This is a genomic window from Hyphobacterium sp. SN044 (assembly GCF_021864465.1).
Lineage (GTDB): Bacteria > Pseudomonadota > Alphaproteobacteria > Caulobacterales > Maricaulaceae > Hyphobacterium.
On the sequence record NZ_JAKKUV010000006.1, the window covers coordinates 24,762 to 41,301 of the forward strand.

General features: G+C 66.9%; 15 protein-coding genes and 1 pseudogene. 7 read left to right on the plus strand and 9 right to left on the minus strand.

The features are described from left to right. Positions 1 to 26: 26 nt before the first annotated feature. The gene (locus tag L5876_RS09385) at positions 27 to 245 is read right to left on the minus strand and encodes a hypothetical protein (protein WP_236956037.1); all 219 of its coding nucleotides are present in this window, start codon (positions 243 to 245) and stop codon (positions 27 to 29) included. Between the two features lie 19 nt (positions 246 to 264). After that, positions 265 to 825, minus strand: coding sequence for an NADPH-dependent FMN reductase (locus L5876_RS09390; protein ID WP_236956038.1), 561 nt, complete (start codon positions 823 to 825; stop codon positions 265 to 267). A gap of 114 nt (positions 826 to 939) precedes the next feature. On the opposite strand from L5876_RS09390, the gene L5876_RS09395 reads away from it, so the two are divergent. The 4 genes and pseudogenes from L5876_RS09395 to L5876_RS09410 all read left to right on the plus strand — a co-directional run. Continuing rightward, positions 940 to 1,113, plus strand: a complete 174-nt coding sequence (locus L5876_RS09395) for a hypothetical protein (RefSeq protein ID WP_236956039.1) — start codon at positions 940 to 942, stop codon at positions 1,111 to 1,113. A 59-nt stretch (positions 1,114 to 1,172) separates the two neighbouring features. Beyond that, the gene (locus L5876_RS09400; protein ID WP_236956040.1) at positions 1,173 to 2,033 is read left to right on the plus strand and encodes a Ku protein; all 861 of its coding nucleotides are present in this window, start codon (positions 1,173 to 1,175) and stop codon (positions 2,031 to 2,033) included. Between the two features lie 3 nt (positions 2,034 to 2,036). Next, a complete protein-coding gene (gene ligD, locus L5876_RS09405) occupies positions 2,037 to 4,514 on the plus strand; it encodes a DNA ligase D (RefSeq protein WP_236956041.1) in 2,478 nt (825 codons plus the stop codon). 28 nt (positions 4,515 to 4,542) lie between these two features. After that, positions 4,543 to 5,409: pseudogene (locus L5876_RS09410) on the plus strand (SDR family oxidoreductase); the annotation flags it as partial. Positions 5,410 to 5,473: 64 nt separating this feature from the next. Here the strand turns inward: L5876_RS09410 and L5876_RS09415 are convergent. Beyond that, positions 5,474 to 5,983 carry an MgtC/SapB family protein gene (locus L5876_RS09415; RefSeq protein ID WP_236956044.1) on the minus strand — a complete coding sequence of 170 codons (510 nt, stop codon included), beginning with the start codon at positions 5,981 to 5,983 and terminating at the stop codon, positions 5,474 to 5,476. 64 nt (positions 5,984 to 6,047) lie between these two features. Here L5876_RS09415 and L5876_RS09420 point away from each other — a divergent pair, with 64 nt between their 5' ends. Continuing rightward, positions 6,048 to 6,581, plus strand: a complete 534-nt coding sequence (locus L5876_RS09420; protein WP_236956046.1) for a DUF421 domain-containing protein — start codon at positions 6,048 to 6,050, stop codon at positions 6,579 to 6,581. 9 nt (positions 6,582 to 6,590) lie between these two features. Here the strand turns inward: L5876_RS09420 and L5876_RS09425 are convergent, their stop codons facing one another. From L5876_RS09425 to L5876_RS09435, 3 genes are all read right to left on the minus strand, one after another. Further along, positions 6,591 to 7,328, minus strand: a complete 738-nt coding sequence (locus tag L5876_RS09425; protein WP_236956047.1) for a hypothetical protein — start codon at positions 7,326 to 7,328, stop codon at positions 6,591 to 6,593. Positions 7,329 to 7,360: 32 nt separating this feature from the next. Then, a complete protein-coding gene (locus L5876_RS09430; RefSeq protein ID WP_236956048.1) occupies positions 7,361 to 8,875 on the minus strand; it encodes a peptidoglycan-binding protein in 1,515 nt (504 codons plus the stop codon). Between the two features lie 168 nt (positions 8,876 to 9,043). Next, positions 9,044 to 9,268: a hypothetical protein gene (locus tag L5876_RS09435; protein ID WP_236956049.1), complete on the minus strand. Its 225-nt coding sequence runs from the start codon at positions 9,266 to 9,268 to the stop codon at positions 9,044 to 9,046. A gap of 103 nt (positions 9,269 to 9,371) precedes the next feature. Here L5876_RS09435 and L5876_RS09440 point away from each other — a divergent pair, with 103 nt between their 5' ends. Further along, the gene (locus tag L5876_RS09440; protein ID WP_236956050.1) at positions 9,372 to 9,842 is read left to right on the plus strand and encodes an MgtC/SapB family protein; all 471 of its coding nucleotides are present in this window, start codon (positions 9,372 to 9,374) and stop codon (positions 9,840 to 9,842) included. Here the strand turns inward: L5876_RS09440 and L5876_RS09445 are convergent. From L5876_RS09445 to L5876_RS09455, 3 genes are read right to left on the minus strand one after another with little or no spacing between them, the layout of a single operon-like run. Then, positions 9,836 to 13,165 carry an error-prone DNA polymerase gene (locus tag L5876_RS09445; RefSeq protein ID WP_236956051.1) on the minus strand — a complete coding sequence of 1,110 codons (3,330 nt, stop codon included), beginning with the start codon at positions 13,163 to 13,165 and terminating at the stop codon, positions 9,836 to 9,838. The two genes, L5876_RS09440 and L5876_RS09445, sit on opposite strands and share 7 nt — an antisense overlap. Next, positions 13,165 to 14,706 (minus strand): DNA polymerase Y family protein, encoded by a 1,542-nt coding sequence (locus tag L5876_RS09450; protein WP_236956053.1) that lies wholly within the window; start codon positions 14,704 to 14,706, stop codon positions 13,165 to 13,167. Before L5876_RS09450 ends, L5876_RS09445 begins: the two co-directional genes overlap by 1 nt. After that, positions 14,618 to 15,364 carry an ImuA family protein gene (locus L5876_RS09455; RefSeq protein ID WP_236956055.1) on the minus strand — a complete coding sequence of 249 codons (747 nt, stop codon included), beginning with the start codon at positions 15,362 to 15,364 and terminating at the stop codon, positions 14,618 to 14,620. Before L5876_RS09455 ends, L5876_RS09450 begins: the two co-directional genes overlap by 89 nt. Positions 15,365 to 15,577: 213 nt before the next feature. On the opposite strand from L5876_RS09455, the gene L5876_RS09460 reads away from it, so the two are divergent. Beyond that, a complete protein-coding gene (locus L5876_RS09460; protein ID WP_236956057.1) occupies positions 15,578 to 16,528 on the plus strand; it encodes a class I SAM-dependent methyltransferase in 951 nt (316 codons plus the stop codon). Positions 16,529 to 16,540 lie beyond the last annotated feature (12 nt).

Genomic DNA, 16,540 nt, shown 5'->3' on the forward strand with positions numbered 1-16,540 from the left:
GCTTTGCACAATAGTCGCGCCGGGCGTCAGTCCTCGTCTTTTTCGTCGCTCTTGTGGACGCGGGTCATGCCCGCCGGGCGCTCCTTGGCCCGCTTCAGCTCGTCCCTGGTGCCGATATCGCGGGCGAGATTGCCGCCGGACTTCGAGTTGGCGGCGTCCGAGGTCTCGCCGAGCGATTCCGGGCTTTCCAGCTCGTCCTGACGGAATCCCTTGGAGCCTTGTTTGGCTTGGATGTCCTTGGTCATGGGAATCTCCTTATCTGGCTCAGGTTGAAGGGTGCTGCCGCACGAGAACCGCAAACTTCTCCATGGCTGTCGAAATCAGCTTGCGCGTCGTCTCGTCGGACAGCGTGCCGTCCTCGAACTTGTCCTGCGCTTTCATGATCAGGATTTCGGGTTTCGCCAGGACCGGCATGGCGTTGTAGTGGCAGACTTCGCGCAGATGCATCTGCGCCCGCAGCGTGCCGAACGCGCCCTGGCTCGCCCCCATCAGACAGGCGGGTTTGCCGAACAGCGGCCCCTTGCCGGCCGGACGGAACAGCCAGTCGATGGCATTCTTCAACACGCCGGGGATCGAGAAATTGTATTCCGGCGAGCCGAAGATCACGCCATCGGCATTCCACATCGCATCGCGCAGCGCCTGTACCGGTTCCGGCCAGCCCTTCGCCTCGACGTCCTCGTTGAACAGGGGGGTGCCGGCGAGATCATGGATGGTGACCGTCACGTCCTCGGGAGACAGGTCGCACGCGGCCTGAAGCATGGCCCGGTTGTAGGAATCTTCCCGAAGGCTGCCGCACAGGGCGGCGATGCGCAGAGAGGCGGACATGGCGTTTCTCCCGGATTGGTCTTTCGGGAGTCCAACCGTTCAGAGCCCAACCTGTTCCGGAACATCGCGCCGCGGCAGCGGTTCCCTCCCCACAGCCCGAACCGGGAGAAACCCATGCTCGACCTGTCCATCATCTGGTTCCTCGCCGTCGGCGGGGGCACGCTCGCACTGGCAATCGCCGTGGGCTACATCATGGTCACGCGGCGCAAGCTGACCGAGGACGAGAAGATCCGGCAGGACCTCGGATCGCGCGCGATCTACGAGGAAGAAGACCGCAAACCGGACTGACCTTCGGAACCGGGCCGCCTCCGGCGTGTTGAATCGCTGACTCCACCGGAGGACGTTTCATGCCCGCCCGCGCTTACTGGAAAGGCCATCTCCGCCTCTCGCTCGTCACCATCGGCGTCGAGCTCTACTCGGCCACCAAGAGCACGTCACGGCTCCGCCTGCACCAGATTCACAAGCCGTCGGGCAAACGCGTCCGCTATCAGAAGATCGCCCCCGGCGTCGGCCCGGTCGATACCGACGACATCGTGAAGGGCTTTGCCACAGGCAAGGACGAATACGTTCTGATCGAGCCTGACGAACTCGACGAGATCAGGCTGGAGACGAAGAGCACGATCGACCTCGTCCAGTTCGTCGAACAGGGCGAGATCGACCCGCGCTATTTCGAGAAGCCCTATTACGTACTGCCGGCCGACGATGATGTCGCCGAACAGGGCTTCGTCGTGATCCGCGAAGCGCTGCGCAAGGCAAGGCGTGTGGCCCTCGGGCAAATGGCGGTACGCGGGCGGGACTATGTCGTCGCCATCCGGCCCTGCGGCGACGGCCTTCTGCTCGAGACATTGCGCTATGCCGAGGAAATCCGCGAAAGCGATTCCATGTTTGACGCGGTTCCGGACACCAGGCCGGACAAGGAAATGCTCGACCTCGCGGGCGAGCTGATCGAGCGCAAGACCGCCCCCTTCGAGGCCGGGAAATTCCAGTCGCAATATGCCGACGCGCTGCGCGACCTCATCGAGGAGAAGCGCAAGACCGGCTCCGTCTCCGATATCGACGAGGACGAGGCCCACCCCTCGGGCGGCGGCAAGGTCATCGACCTGATGGATGCGCTGAAGAAGAGCGTCGCGAAAGGCGGCGGCAGGAAGTCCGCTTCGAAATCGAAATCCTCGAAATCGTCCGGGAGCCGCAAGAAGAAGGCGAGCTGACCCATGGGCAAGATCGACATCCTCTTGAAGGACTACAAGAAGAAACGCGATTTCGCGGTCACGCCCGAGCCCGAGGGTGCGGCGGGGCAGGAACGCGGCCGCCGCTATTTGATCCAGAAGCATGACGCGTCGCGGCTTCACTTCGACTTCCGCCTCGAACTCGACGGAGTCCTGAAAAGCTGGGCCGTGACCAGGGGGCCCAGCCTGACCCCGTCCGACAAGCGCCTCGCCGTGCGCACCGAGGATCACCCGGTCGAATACGCCGGCTTCGAGGGCGTCATCCCGAAGGGCTATGGTGCCGGCACCGTGATGCTCTGGGACAGGGGCGAATGGGAACCGAAGGAGGACCCGAAAAAGGGCCTCGAAAAGGGCGAACTCAAATTCACCCTCCATGGCGAACGCCTGAAGGGCGGCTGGGCGCTGATCCGCATGTCGGACAAGGGCGAGACGCGCGAAAACTGGCTGCTCATCAAGGAGAAGGACGAGCACGCCGACGAGGATACCGACCCGGTCGAGGCCTGGACGGCGAGCGTCGAGACCGGCCGCGATCTGGACGCGATCTCCGACGAAGGCGAACGCTACAGGAAGGGCAAGGATTATTCTGGCAAGGCTCCCGCCAAACATACCCCGCCCCGCAAGGACGCGAAGGCGACGGGCAAGCCCCCGGCCTTCACCGAACCCCAGCTCGCATCTCTGCGCGACGCACCCCCGGAAGGCGACGATTGGCTGCACGAGGTGAAGTATGACGGCTACCGCCTGCAGGCGCTGATCGGCGGTGGCAAGGTCCGGCTCGTCACCCGCAACGGCAAGGACTGGACCGGGAAATACCGCCCCATCGCGGACGCGCTCGCCGGCCTCGATGTCGACAGCGCCGCGATCGATGGCGAACTCGTCGCGGTCGACGAGGAGGGGCACTCGAATTTCTCCGCCCTGCAACGCGCCGGAGAGGAGAAAGTCGCCCTCGCCTATTTCGCCTTCGACCTCCTCGCCCTCAACGGCACCGATCTGAAGAAGGAACCGCTGAAAGCCCGCAAGACCGCGCTCAGGGCCGTTCTCGGCAGGGCGGACGGACCGGTGCGCTATTCCGAGCATATCGAGGGCCAGGGCGACGAGGTCATCGCCCGGGCCTGCGACATGCATCTGGAAGGCATCATTTCCAAGAAGCTCGATGCGTCCTACCGCTCCGGACGCGGCACCCTCTGGATCAAGTCGAAATGCGTCGGCAATGACGAGTTCGTCGTGATCGGCTACCGCAAGTCCGACAAGAAGGGCCGTCCCTTCGCCTCGCTCCTGCTGGGCGAATACGAGGGCGAAACGCTGAAATACCGCGGCCGGGTCGGCACCGGCTTCAACGAGGCCCTGTTCGACAGCCTGTCGAAAAAGATGAAGCGTCTGGAGCGCAAGACCCCGCCGGTGGAGGATCTACCCGCGGATGCGAAACGCGGCGCCGTCTGGCTGACCCCCGATCTCGTTGCCCAGATCGCCTATACCGAGCGCACGTCCGATGGGATGCTGCGCCATCCGAGCTTTCTGGGATTGCGCGAGGACAAACCGGCGAAGGAGGTGAAAATGCCCGCGTCCGGAGACGGCACGGCGACGTTTTGCGGCGTCAGGATCACCCACCCTGACCGGGTGATGTATCCCGGTCAGGGCGCGACCAAGCGCGCCATCGCGGAATACTATGCCGCCCACGCCGATCGCATCCTCGAACATGTGAAGGACCGGCCCCTGAGCCTGATCCGCTGCCCGTCCGGACGCGACGGCGAATGCTTCTTCCAGAAGCATCACAACGCCTCGACGCCCGACGCGCTGAAGACGGTGGAGATCCGGGAAAAGGACGGCGGCAAGGCCAGCTATCTGAAGATCACCGACGCGGCCGGCCTTGTCGGCGCGGCCCAGATCGGCGGGCTGGAACTCCATGTCTGGGGCGCTCGCGCGGACAGGGTCGAGAAGCCCGAACGCATTGTTTTCGACCTCGACCCGGACGAGGGTTACGACTTCGGCGACCTGAAGACCGCCGCCCGCGAATTGCGCGACGTCCTCGGCGCGATGGGACTGGAAAGCTTCCCCCTCCTCACCGGCGGCAAGGGCATCCATGTCGTTGTGCCGATCGAGCGGCGCAATTCCTGGGACGAGGTGAAGGACTTCGCGAAGGGCCTGGCCACGAAACTGGCCGAGGCGGACCCGGACCGCTATGTCGCGCAAGCCTCCAAGGCCAAGCGCAAGGGAAAGATCTTCATCGACTGGCTGCGCAATGAGCGCGGCGCCACCGCCATCGCGCCCTATTCGCCCCGCGCCCGGGAGCATGCACCGGTCGCCACGCCCGTCTCCTGGGACGAGCTGTCGCGCATCAAGGCGGCAAACCAGTTCACGCTCGACAATATCGACGCCCGGCTGAAGCGGCTGAAATCCGACCCGTGGGAAGGCTATCACATGGTGCGCCAGTCACTGACCAAAGCGCGTCTCGACGCGGTCCTCTAGGGAACGCACCTCACGCCCCGGCGTTGCTTCCTCGAGAAAGGAGCGCGCCATGACCGAACGTCCCGCCCAGCACCAGAACCGCCAGCCGGGAGTCGAGAGCAAGCTCGACCCGGAGCCGGATTTCGCCCCACGCTTTCCCGGCTCGGGCCGGCTCGAGGGCAAGGTCGCACTGATCACCGGCGGAGACAGTGGCATCGGCCGCGCCTGTGCCGTCCTGTTCGCCCGGGAGGGTGCGAAGCTTGCCCTCGTCTATCTCGACGAGGACCGGGACGCCGAAACGACCAGACAGGCCGTCGAGGACGAAGGCTCCGAAGCCCTGCTTATTGCAGGTGATGTCGCCGATCCGGGATTCTGCGCGGACGCCGTGAAGCAGACAATCGATCGCTTCGGCCGGCTCGACGTGCTCGTGAACAATGCCGCCGAGCAGCACCCGGCCGACGACTTCGAGGACATCCCGCCGAGCCAGCTGAAGAAGACGTTCGAGACCAACATGTTCGGCTATTTCTACATGGCGCAGGCGGCCATGAAGCGGATGGGAAAAGGGTCGGCCATCGTCAACACGACGTCCATCACCGCCTATCGCGGCAGTCACCATCTGGTCGATTACTCCGCCACCAAGGGGGCGGTCACCGCCTTCACCCGCTCTCTGTCGCAGATCGGCACGAAGAAGGGCATCCGCGTGAACGCCGTCGCGCCGGGGCCGATCTGGACCCCGCTGATCGCGGCGACCTTTCCGGCAGACAAGGTGGCCGACTTCGGCTCCGGCCAGCCGCTCGGCCGCGCCGGCCAGCCCAACGAAGTGGCGACCTGCCACCTCTTCCTTGCCTGCGCGGATTCTTCCTACATGACCGGCCAGGTGCTGCACCCGAATGGCGGGGAAATCATCGGGGGATAGCCAAGGAGCTTTTTCAGCAAAAGTGGAAACCGGTTATGCGGTTCGAAAAAGCGACCGACGGAAATCAGTCCTCAAGCTTCTTGCGCCAGTCGCTGGTCCATTTGCCGATCGCGATCTTGGCGACTTCCATGACGATCAGGACGATGAGCGCGGCAATCGTGACCGCATAGGCGAGCCAGTAGAGGCCCATGCCCGTCGCGAGGCCCGCCGCCCCGGCGAGCCACAGGCTCGCCCCGGTGGTCAGGCCTTTCACATCGCCCTTGTTCACCAGGATCGTGCCCGCCGCAAGGAAGGCGACGCCGGCGGTCAGCGCTTCCACCACGCGCACCGGGTCGACGCCCAGCGCCTCGCCCTGCATGTCAACCGAGGCGACGATCTCGAAGGTCAGGATGGTGAAAAGCGCGGACGCCAGCGCCACCAGCATGTGGGTACGCAGCCCCGCCGGTCGCCGGTGGAGTTCCCGGTCGAGCCCGATCAGCCCGCCGCACACCAGCGCGGCAGCGAGCCGCGACAGGGCGGCGGCAATGCCCAGATCCGAGCGGGCGAAGCCGAGGGCTTGGGACAGGTCTTCCACGCATAGGGAACACCCGCCCCGCGCAACCGTTCCGTTGAGGCCCGTTTGAGGAAGGAGACTCTCCATGCCGGACATCTTTTTCGACGGCTGGGGCAATATCGTCTCGATCGCCGTGACGGCCCCGCTCGTCTACCTCGCCATCATCGCCTTCATCCGCCTCAGCGGTAAGCGCTCCACCTCGCAGATGAACAATTTCGACTGGATCGTCACCGTGGCGATGGGCTCGCTCGTCGGCTCATTGCTGGTGATCGAGGACGTGACCCTCGCCGAAGCGGTGTTCGCGATCGGCCTGCTGATGGGCCTGCAATACCTTTTCACCCTCGGGGCGGCGCGGTTCGACTGGGTGGAGCGCGTCATCAAATCCCGCCCGACCCTTCTGTTCGACGGAAATTTCCGCCGGTCCGCCATGCGCGAGGAGCGCATCACCGAGAGCGAGATCAACGCCGCTGTACGGGAAAACGGCCTCAACCACCTGTCGGATGTCCGGTGGGTCGTTCTGGAAAGCGATGCGAGCTTCAGCGTCGTGCCGCGCCGGACGGACCACGATCAGGACGAGCTGATCGGCCTGCCGGGCGCGCATTCCACTCGCAAGTCGTGACCCGGGAATCTAGTAGCGGTAACGGCGATGATGCCGGCGCTCGCCGCCGCGATAGTATTCGTTCTGCCGGTATTCGCACTCGCCGGTCGTGAACACCTCGCCCAGAATGCCGTCGCAATCCCGGTCCCGGTGGCGGCGGTGGGCATAATGGCCGCGATCGCGGTAGCGGTAATGCTCCCGGTAACCGTCATGCCGCCGCCAGTCGCCATAACAGTCCCGGCACCGCTCGGCGATTTCCAAGCGGATCTCGGCGAGCCGTCCGGACATCGCGTTGAACTCCGTCCGGGCTTGCCGCCACTGGTCGGCCGCACCCTGGCAGGCGTACTCGTCATAGCCCCGCTCTTCCATGCAGATCGCATAGGACTGGCAGGACGCCGTCGCGAACCGGTAGGCCGCGTCGAGATCGGTCTCGAACGCCCGCACCAGCTCGACCGTTTCGGTCTGCGGCCCCCAGGGCCGTTCGGCCGTCGTCAGCCGGCTTTCGGTGCGGCCGGAGCCGGAACGATAGCCGCCTTCGTGGATCTCGGTGGTCCATTCCTCGCGCGCCGCCGTCAGCGGGTCGATGGAACACACCCGTTCCGCCGTATCTGCAGAATCAGCGCCACGCCCGGTATGGCGGGCCGGCGGGTATTGCGGATAGGGATCATAATAGCCGTCATGCCGGCCATAGCGGTCATAGCCCTCGTAGTGGCCGGACGAAGCGCAGCCCCCGAGGGCCAGCGCGGCGATCAGGGCGAAGCGTTTCATCACTGGGACTCCATTTGTTGTCCGCCGGGCCATCACTGGGCCTCCAGGCATTGCAGGGGTGCCGATTCCAGCCGGTCGAGATCGATCCGGTTGCGCCAGTCGAGATAGAAGAGGCTGCCGCGCGAGATCGCGGCGGATTCCAGCCTTGTGGAGATCAGCTGCCAGCGGTCGGCCGCGTTCGGCTGGGCGTTGAACTCGCGCGAGGCGCGCCAGCGCTGGGCGGTGGTGTGCCCGAGCCGCGCGGCGTCGCGCAGATAGGCGTCGGCACGTTCCGGATTCTCGATGATGCCGCAAAGGCGGTAGCTGCCCAGAACGGCACCGGTTCCGAACACGATGGCGAGGTTGAAATAGGCGTCGGGATCGTCGCGGCGCGCCGCGGTTTCGAACCATTCGAGCGACAGGTCGGGATTGTATTCCACGCCGAGCCCGGTCGCGTACATAATCCCCAGCGCGTTCTGCAGATGCGGTTCGCGTGCCGTCTGTGCCGCGTGACAGATCAGCAGCGTCGTCTGGCGCGGGGTCAGCGTCCCGGTCTCGTCATAGCCGAGTTCGCGCTGGAAACCGCGCACCGCGTCGCGTGTCGTCGGGCCGTAATGTCCGTCGATATCGCCCGCGTAATAGCCGAGCGAGGCAAGCGCGGCCTGCCGCAATTCCAGGCTGATCACGTCGCCAATCTGGTCCGGCCCCCGCCGGGCCACGCGCGCGAGGCTGCCGGGTGAGGATTCGCACTGCACCATGTGCGCCTGCAGGCGGCGCTGCGCCATCAGCGCGGACTGTGCGCCGAACGGGCGGCCCCAGTCGACCGAGCGGTTCCAGAACCGCATCACCCGGCGCATCGACCCGCGGTCATGTTCGAAATAGGGCCGGTCGCGATAGTCCGGACTGCCGGGATCGTAGCGGTAGTCGCGATCGGTCAGGCGTTGAAGATCGACCGTCGCCAGTTCCGCATCACCGCGAAGCAGCCAGTAGCGTGCGCCGTCATTGTAGAGCCGGGCGGCCTGCTCGCGCGGCATGCACCCCGCCTCGCCATAGCCGAAGCCGCGAATGCAGATCGGCGACTGGTCGTCCTCGCCGAGGCGATAGGGCCAGGGCTCGCGCGGAAACTCGTAGAGCGGCTCGTATCCCGGCCGGCCGCGCGGTCCGCTCCCCGTGAGGAAGGACGGCCCGCCGGACGGGGTATTGCTGAGGGGCGGATTGGTGGGCGGAATAGCGGTTTCGTGACTGGGAAGGGAGACGCTGCCCGGGTCGGGCTGTGAGACCGACGCGGCCCAGAGATTGAGGTCGCAGGTCCGCGCCGCGCGTTCGAAGAAGTCGCCCTCCTCCTGGAACACGGAGCGCAGGCGGTTGCGGTCCGAATAATAACCCTCGCCCGCCATGCGGTCGTAGCGCGTGAGCTGGCTCCAGGTGAGAGTGTCGCGGACCTCGCCGACATAGCAGCGGCAGGCCGGGGACGGGTATTCGTCCTCCAGGCACGCAGCCAGCACCCGTTCGCCGGGGCTGGAATTGACGTCGCATGCGGAGAGAATCAGGGCGGCGGCCGGCAGCAACAATAACCACCGGAACATGTGAAGGGCCGCGACTCTGACCGGCCGCGGACGGGATGAAACTGATGCGCGCATAGCTCCCCTTTTGCGCGAATTTCCAGAAGGGTTAACGCGCGTTCGGGGAAATGGTTCAGACGGTTTTCGAAAACTTTCGCGACGCTTGCCGGAATTTCAGGCGCGGGCCGCGTCGCCAGCCTCGTTGGCGCAATGCGCACAGCAATAGATGGCCGTGTCGCTCTCGACGCCGTGACCGACAACCCTTGTGCCGCATTTCGCGCATTCCGGTGCCAGCTTGGCGATGGCGCATTCGAAGCTGTCGAAAGTGAAGCTCTCGCCCTTCCGGGTGACCGTCATCGGGTCGTGATAGTCGTTTCCGCATTGGTCGCAGCGGGCCATGGGGCACCTCTTTCTGGTCTCCCGGGATCAACGCGCGAGCAGCCGTATCGTTCGCCGCGCCGCTGCGTGGAACCCGGCGGCGTCTCACCGGTTCTTCAAACCGATGGAATCCCTCAATCTCGACCTGGACATATTGCTGCGCGATGGCGTCGCCATCGTCGCGGCCTTCATCCTCGCCCTGCCGATCGCGTGGGAGCGGGGCTATGGCAAGCGTCACAATGGCTTCCGCACCCTGCCCATTGTCGCCATGGCCGCCTGCGGCATCGCGCTGATCCTGCGCCCGATCACCGAGGGCTATCCGGACGCCGACGCCCGCGTCATCCAGGGCGTGATCACCGGCATCGGCTTCATCGGCGGCGGGGCGATCCTGAAGAACGGCACGACCGTTCATGGCCTCGCGACTGCGGCCAGTATCTGGAATGCGGGCGCGATCGGCCTGGCGACCGGCATGGGCCGGTTCAACATCGCGATCGTTCTCGCGCTGATCAATCTGATCAGCCTTCTGTTCCTGCGCCGGCTCGATGCCACCGATCCGGACAAGCTTCCGGACAAGGACGACAGCGAGGATCAGTGAAAGTCACGGCTTTTCGGGATCACCCGGACATTCCTCGGATGGCGCTGGGTGTGGCTCGGCAACGGCGCGACCCCGTGGTCGGCATGGGCGAGCCGCGTCTTCAGGAGATCGTCCGACAGCGAAGAGAGCAGCGCGGTCTCGTCCATGATGGTCCGCGCGACGACGTGGATGACATTGTCTTCCGACTGGACACTGCCTTCGACCGCCATCAGCCGCGCACCCATCACGGTGGACCGGAAGCGTTTCAGCGTGTCCGGCCAGACGACGAGATTGGCGACGCCCGTCTCGTCCTCGATCGTGACGAAGACGACGCCTTTCGCGCTGCCCGGCCGCTGGCGGATCAGGACAAGGCCCGAGACCGAAACCCGCCGCCCGGAGCGCAGGGATTTCAGATCCGCCGCCGGGATGAAGCCGCGCCCGGCATAGTCCGCGCGCAGGAAGCGCATCGGGTGCGCCTTCAGCGACAGCGACAGCGTCTGATAGTCGGCGATGACATGCTCGCTCAGCGGCATGGCCGGCAGGGGCACGGGCGTGTCCGCCCCCTCGTCCGCCGTCTCGCCATGGGTGAAGAGCGGCAGGTCGGGTGCATTCTTGATCGCCCGCGCATCCCAGAGCGCCGCGCGCCGGTCGAGCCCGATCGACCGGAAGGCATCGGCCGAGGCCAGAAGCTCGATCCCGCGCGCCGAAACCCTGGCACGGCTGCGCAGCTCCTCGACCGTCTCGTAAGGCCGCCCGCGCCCGTCCATCAGCCGCGCCCCGTCCTCGCTGGCGAGCCCGTCGATCTGCCGGAGGCCGAGCCGCAGGGCGAAACCCGCCTCCTTGCCCGCGCTGGCCCCCGCACGCGGCTCCAGCACATTGTCCCAGTCGGAATAGTTCACGTCCGCATCGAGCACGGTGACGCCGTGCTCGCGCGCATCGCGGACAATCTGTGCCGGGGCGTAGAATCCCATCGGCTGGGAATTGAGCAGGGCCGCCGCGAAGGCGGCCGGGTAATGGTATTTCAGCCAGCTCGAAATGTAGACGAGGTGGGCAAAGCTGGCGGCATGGCTCTCCGGAAAGCCGTATTCGCCGAACCCCTCGATCTGCGAGAAACACCGCGCCGCGAAATCGGGGTCATAGCCGCGCGCCACCATCCGCCCGACCATCTTCTCCTTGTGCGCGCTCACCATGCCCTTCGACCGGAAGGTCGCCATCGCCTTCCTGAGCTGGTTCGCCTCGGCCGTCGAAAATTGCGCCGCCACGAGGGCGATCTTCATCGCCTGTTCCTGGAAGATCGGCACGCCCAGCGTCCGCCCGAGGATCTTCTTCAACTCGTCGGGATCATGGCCCGGTCCGGGCGAGGGGTAGACAGTCCGCTCCTTGCCCTGCCGGCGGCGCAGATAGGGATGCACCATGTCGCCCTGGATCGGGCCGGGCCGCACGATCGCCACCTCGATGACGAGGTCGTAGAAAGTCTGCGGCCGAAGCCGCGGCAGCATGTTCATCTGCGCCCGGCTTTCGACCTGGAAGACGCCGAGCGAATCCCCCTCGCACAGCATGTCGTAGACGGCCTTGTCCTCCTGCGGCACCGTCGCCAGCGTCCAGCGCTCGCCATACTGCGCCGCGATCATATCGAAGCATTTGCGGATACAGGTCAGCATCCCCAGCGCCAGCACATCCATCTTGAAGATGCCCAGCGCCTCGATGTCGTCCTTGTCCCACTCGATGAAGCTGCGGTCGGCCATCGCGCCGTTTCCGATCGGCACGGTCTCGACCAGCGGGTTCTCGGTCAGGATGAAGCCGCCGACATGCTGCGACAGGTGGCGCGGCATGCCGATCAGCTGGTCGGCCAGCTGGATCGTGCGCCTCAGATGCGGGTCCGACATGTCGAGTCCGGCCTGCTCGGTCTTCAGCTCGTCCGCCGGCCCGCCCCAGCTGCCCCACACCGTTTTCGCCAGCGCGCTCGTCACGTCTTCCGACAGCCCCATCACCTTGCCGACCTCGCGGATCGCCATGCGCGGGCGGTAGTGGATGACGGTGGCGCACAGGCCGGCGCGGGCGCGGCCATATTTCGCGTAGATGTGCTGGATCACCTCCTCGCGCCGCTCATGCTCGAAATCGACGTCGATATCGGGCGGCTCGACGCGCTCCTCGGAGATGAAGCGCTCGAACAGCAATTCGTGCTGCGCCGGGTCGACCGAGGTGATCTTCAGGCAATAGCAGACCGCGCTGTTCGCCGCCGATCCGCGCCCCTGGCACAGGATTCCCACCGAGCGCGCATGGGCGACAATGTCGTGAATGGTCAGGAAATAGCGGGCGATATCGAGCTTCGCGATCAGCGCCAGCTCCTTCTCCAGAAGCCCGCTGACCTTCCCGCTGAGCCCCTCCGGATAGCGTTCCGCCACGCCGCGATAGGTCAGTTCGCGCAACCATTCGTCCGGCGTCTTGCCCTCCGGCACCGTCTCCTTGGGGTATTCGTAGCGCAGTTCCGACAGCGAAAAACTGCAGGCATCGGCGATGCGCCGCGTCTCCGCGATCGCGTCCGGCCAGTCGGAGAACAGCCGCGCCATTTCGCGCGGGCTTTTCAGATAACGCTCGGCATTGGCCTCCAGCCGTGTGCCCGCCTCGAAGATCGTCGTCTTCTCACGAATGCAGGTCATCACGTCCTGCAGCGGGCGGCGCTCCGGCGCGTGATAATGGACGTCATTCGTCGCCAGCAGTTTCAGGCGGTGGCTCCGCGCCAGCCGGTCGAGCCGGTTGATCCGCGCCCGGTCATCGCCCCGGTAGAGCCAGCTCGCCATGACATGGCTGAGCCCCGGCAGCGCCGCGGTCAGGCGCGGCAGTTCGGCGGCGAAGGCGCCGATATCCTCGCCGGGGATGGCGGCCAGCACGACACCGTCCTCCGCCCTGAGAATGTCCCCCGCCATTCTAAGCGTGATGTCGCATACGCCCTTGGCCTGCCACTCACCGTCAGCGGTTTGCATCTTCCCGGCGGAGAGCAGCTTGCACAGCGCGCCATAGCCCGCCCGCGTCTTCGGCCAGGCATAGACGGACGGCGCATCGAGCAGGTCGAGCCGCACACCGATGACGGGGCGCAGCTTCGCCGTCTTCGCTTCCGTGTGCAGGCGGACGACGCCGGCCATCGTGTTGCGGTCGGCAATCCCGATCGCGTCATAGCCGAGCGCCCAGGCGGCCAGCACCAGGTCCGTCGCATCCGACGCGCCGCGCAGGAAGGAGAAGCAGGACGTGATGCCCAGCTCGACATAATCCGCACGCGGATTGGGCGTGAACTGGTCCGGATCGGCCAGTGTGCGCTTGTCGGGGGTCAGCGGCGTATCGGGCATCACGCATCCAGCCCGTGCACGAACCAGCGCGGCGACCCGCCCCGCCCGTCATCGGGCAGGCCCTCGCGGTAGATCCAGTAGCGCCGCCCGGCCTCGTCCTCGACGCGGTAATAGTCCCGCAAGCGTGTCGTCGACTTCTCGCGCCACCATTCCGGCGCGATCCGCTCCGGCCCCTCGCTTCGGACCAGCCGCCGCGTCCGCCTTTGCCAGACGAGACGCGCGGGCGGGCCCTCCGGCACGGCATAGAGCACCTGCGCCTCCTGCGGATATTGCAAGAGCCGCAGCGGCCGGGCGCGCTCCGTACGCACCGCACCGCCGCCCGGTTTTCCGGCATGGGTGTAGATTTCCGCGCGCTCCGGCAAATGACTGCCCTGTGCCACCGGGCGCATCACCGCTTCGGGACCCAGCCGCGCCGTCAGCCGGTCGATCAGGCGCGTGACATCGACGCTGGCCGCGCTCTTGCCCTCGAGATCCTGCGCCCCGCTGTCCATCGGATCGAAGGCCATGACGTCGAGCGTCATCGCATCGAAGCCATAGCCGCAATCGAGCCGGTCTAGCCGGTGCGCAAACAGCTTGGCCAGATGCGCCGCCTCGCGGCTCGCCCGGCTGACCGCAACGTATACGGAGGATGTGCCGCCATCGGTGCGGTAACCGGTCAGCTTCAGCCGCCGCGCCCCCGCGCCGCGCTTCTCCATTTCCGGACACAGATCATCCAGAAGTGCCTTCAGGATGACGGTGACATTCTCCACGCCCCCGACCGGTTCGACGAAGCGTTTCATCGCCCGCATCGGGGTCTCCGGCAGGCCGGGCTTCAGCGGCTCGGCGAGCCGCCCGAAAGCCTGGTCGAGCCGGATCACCGGGTTGCGCCACGCCTCCCTGCGGCTGCGGAAGCGGCGCATCAGTGCTTCGCGCGGCACCGCCGCCACCGCGCCGATCGTCTTCAGACCCAGCCGGTTCAGGAGCAGCGCGGTCTCCCCGTCGAGCCGCAACGCCTCGACCGGCAGGCGGGCAAGCCGCTCCGCCGTCTCGCCTTCGCGGCAGACCGTCATCACGCCCGGCGCCCGCCGCGCCAGCGCCCAGGCCGCCCCGGTGGTGGGCGCGACGGCCAGCCGCGCGGTCAGGCCCGAGGCCGCAAAGGCCTGCAGCATGTCGGCGAGCATCGCCGCCTCCCCGCCTTTGAGATGATCCGACCCGGTCGTGTCGAGGAGGAGGCCGTCCGTTCCGTCGGCCCGCGTCCACGGGCACCAGCGCCGCGACCACGCCGCCAGGCGTTTGAGGTCGCTCGCATCGGCTTCCGGGTTGGCCTCGGCGACAAGAAGACCCGGCACGCGCGTCTTCGCGTCCGTCACCCGGCCGCCCCGGCTCAGCCCCTCGCGGACCGCCGCGGCGTTGAGATCGTGGATGACCGGCCCGTGCGGCCCCTGGAGGGACAGGACGAGCGGATCGTCCTCCTCACCCGCTTGCGGCCCGAAGTTGCGCCGGCGCCAGCGCTGGATCGGGAAGCGCAGGAGCCAGACGGAGACGATGCGCCGCGCCGTCATATTCCGCCTCCCACACGCCGGGCGTCCGGTCCCGTGCCCGGAACAGCTCGGCCCGCCAGCGCGGCGCGCCGGGCGCCTTCGGATCGCCGGGATGCGGCGCGGACGGCAGCGAGGTCACCCGCCAGCGCCGCCGCGCGGCGGACAGGTCTTCCGGCGCGGAAAAGCGCAGGAGCGTGACCGGAATCCCGGTGCGCTCCGCGCGCAGCGCCAGACGCTTGGATGCGGTGAAGTCGAGCGCACGGGCTGCGCCCCATACCTCTCCGATCACACCGCCGAGCGCCGCGCATTTCAGGCCTTCCTCCATCGTCCAGAGCACATCGCCCGCATCCCGGGCACAGACGAGAACCAGCCGGTCCGGATCCGCGCCGAAGCGTTTGAGCCCGCCGCCATGCGGCCGGCCGGCTTCCAGCGCCGAGAGCCGGTCCTGGACCCACAGAAGCGGTTTTCCGGCCGGCAGCTGGGCCAGCGCGAAACCGATCGCGCCGGCATCCCCGCCGCTGGCGAACACCTCGGTCAGCTCCGCCCGCCCGGCCGGAAAATCCGGCCCTTCCGCCCCCTCGCCCGTCTCGGCCCGTTCCGGCGGCTCCAGCGCATCGCCGGAGCGCAGGAAGGGCGAGACGAGACTCAGGTCCGGGGGTTTCGGGCGCACATCCTTCACGAGTTTGTTCCGCTTTTGTTCTCGTCATGAATCCTCAAGCGGAACGAAGAGTCAATGCCCGGAGGACGCTGCCGAGGCAGGCGATCCGATTCCGATTGACAGCCGAGGGGGTCAGCCCTAATTCGCCGCGCGATGCACCGGCGCGCCGGATGCAGCGCCCCTCCGCCGCGTGACCCCCAGCGGTCAATGAGCGGACTTTCGAAAGCCGCCGCCATGGCCGGACCTGTCTTCCTCTCGGGCGATCCTGCCGCGGACCGCCGCGCCGAATTCGCCGAAAGCCTCGCCGCAGCGGGTGATCTCGACGGCGCCTGCGAAGTCATGGCCGGCGCGCTGGAACTGGCCCCGAACTGGAGCGCCGGCTGGTACCGGCTCGGCGAGTGGCAGGAAAAGGCCGGACGCACCGAAGCCGCCGACGCCGCCTGGGCCCGCTGCGTCGAGATCGACCCGGCCGATCCCCTCGGTGCCGGACCGAAGCGCGACCTCCTGCGCCCGGAACCGCTGGCGGAATCCCTGCCCCCCGCCTTCGTCGAGCTTCTGTTCGACCAGTATGCGCCGCGCTTCGAGCAATCCCTCGTCGGCAAGCTCGGCTATCGCGGCCCGCAGCTGATCATGGACGCGCTGCGCGCCACCGGTTTCACCCGCGCCGGACATGCGCTCGACCTCGGCTGCGGCACCGGCCTGATGGGCGAATATCTCCGCCCGGTCTGCGGCCGGCTCGACGGCAATGACCTCTCCGCCCGCATGCTGGCCGAAGCGCGCCGCAAGGGCGTCTATGACCGGCTCGACAAGGCCGATATCGCCCGCCTCGAAATCGGCGCGGAGCGCTACGACCTGATCGTCGCGGCCGACGTCTTCACCTATGTCGGCGCGCTCGAAGACATCATCGCCTGGTGCGCGGGCTCTCTCGCCGAGACCGGCTGGCTCGCCTTCACGGTGGAAAAGGGCGAGGACGGCGTGACGCTGCGTGACAGCCGCCGCTTCGCCCATGCCCCGGACTATGTCCGAGACCTGCTTGCCGCCGCCGGCTTCGCCGGAGTGAGCGTCAGCGAAGGCGTCATGCGCCGCGACCGGGGCACGGACATCACCTCGCTCTGCATCATCGCCTCGCGCCAGCCGCACGGACGGCTGCGCGAAGGCGACGGCGAGGCGCGGGAGACCGCCTGACGCTATTGCGCC

What these genes read in the sequence shown, in the direction of transcription:
- L5876_RS09385 (WP_236956037.1), bottom strand. Translation starts at nt 245, where the DNA reads ATGACCAAGGACATCCAAGCCAAACAAGGCTCCAAGGGATTCCGTCAG.
- L5876_RS09390 (WP_236956038.1), bottom strand. Translation starts at nt 825, where the DNA reads ATGTCCGCCTCTCTGCGCATCGCCGCCCTGTGCGGCAGCCTTCGGGAA.
- L5876_RS09395 (WP_236956039.1), top strand. Translation starts at nt 940, where the DNA reads ATGCTCGACCTGTCCATCATCTGGTTCCTCGCCGTCGGCGGGGGCACG.
- L5876_RS09400 (WP_236956040.1), top strand. Translation starts at nt 1,173, where the DNA reads ATGCCCGCCCGCGCTTACTGGAAAGGCCATCTCCGCCTCTCGCTCGTC.
- ligD (WP_236956041.1), top strand. Translation starts at nt 2,037, where the DNA reads ATGGGCAAGATCGACATCCTCTTGAAGGACTACAAGAAGAAACGCGAT.
- L5876_RS09420 (WP_236956046.1), top strand. Translation starts at nt 6,048, where the DNA reads ATGCCGGACATCTTTTTCGACGGCTGGGGCAATATCGTCTCGATCGCC.
- L5876_RS09425 (WP_236956047.1), bottom strand. Translation starts at nt 7,328, where the DNA reads ATGAAACGCTTCGCCCTGATCGCCGCGCTGGCCCTCGGGGGCTGCGCT.
- L5876_RS09435 (WP_236956049.1), bottom strand. Translation starts at nt 9,268, where the DNA reads ATGGCCCGCTGCGACCAATGCGGAAACGACTATCACGACCCGATGACG.
- L5876_RS09440 (WP_236956050.1), top strand. Translation starts at nt 9,372, where the DNA reads ATGGAATCCCTCAATCTCGACCTGGACATATTGCTGCGCGATGGCGTC.
- L5876_RS09445 (WP_236956051.1), bottom strand. Translation starts at nt 13,165, where the DNA reads ATGCCCGATACGCCGCTGACCCCCGACAAGCGCACACTGGCCGATCCG.
- L5876_RS09450 (WP_236956053.1), bottom strand. Translation starts at nt 14,706, where the DNA reads ATGACGGCGCGGCGCATCGTCTCCGTCTGGCTCCTGCGCTTCCCGATC.
- L5876_RS09460 (WP_236956057.1), top strand. Translation starts at nt 15,578, where the DNA reads ATGGCCGGACCTGTCTTCCTCTCGGGCGATCCTGCCGCGGACCGCCGC.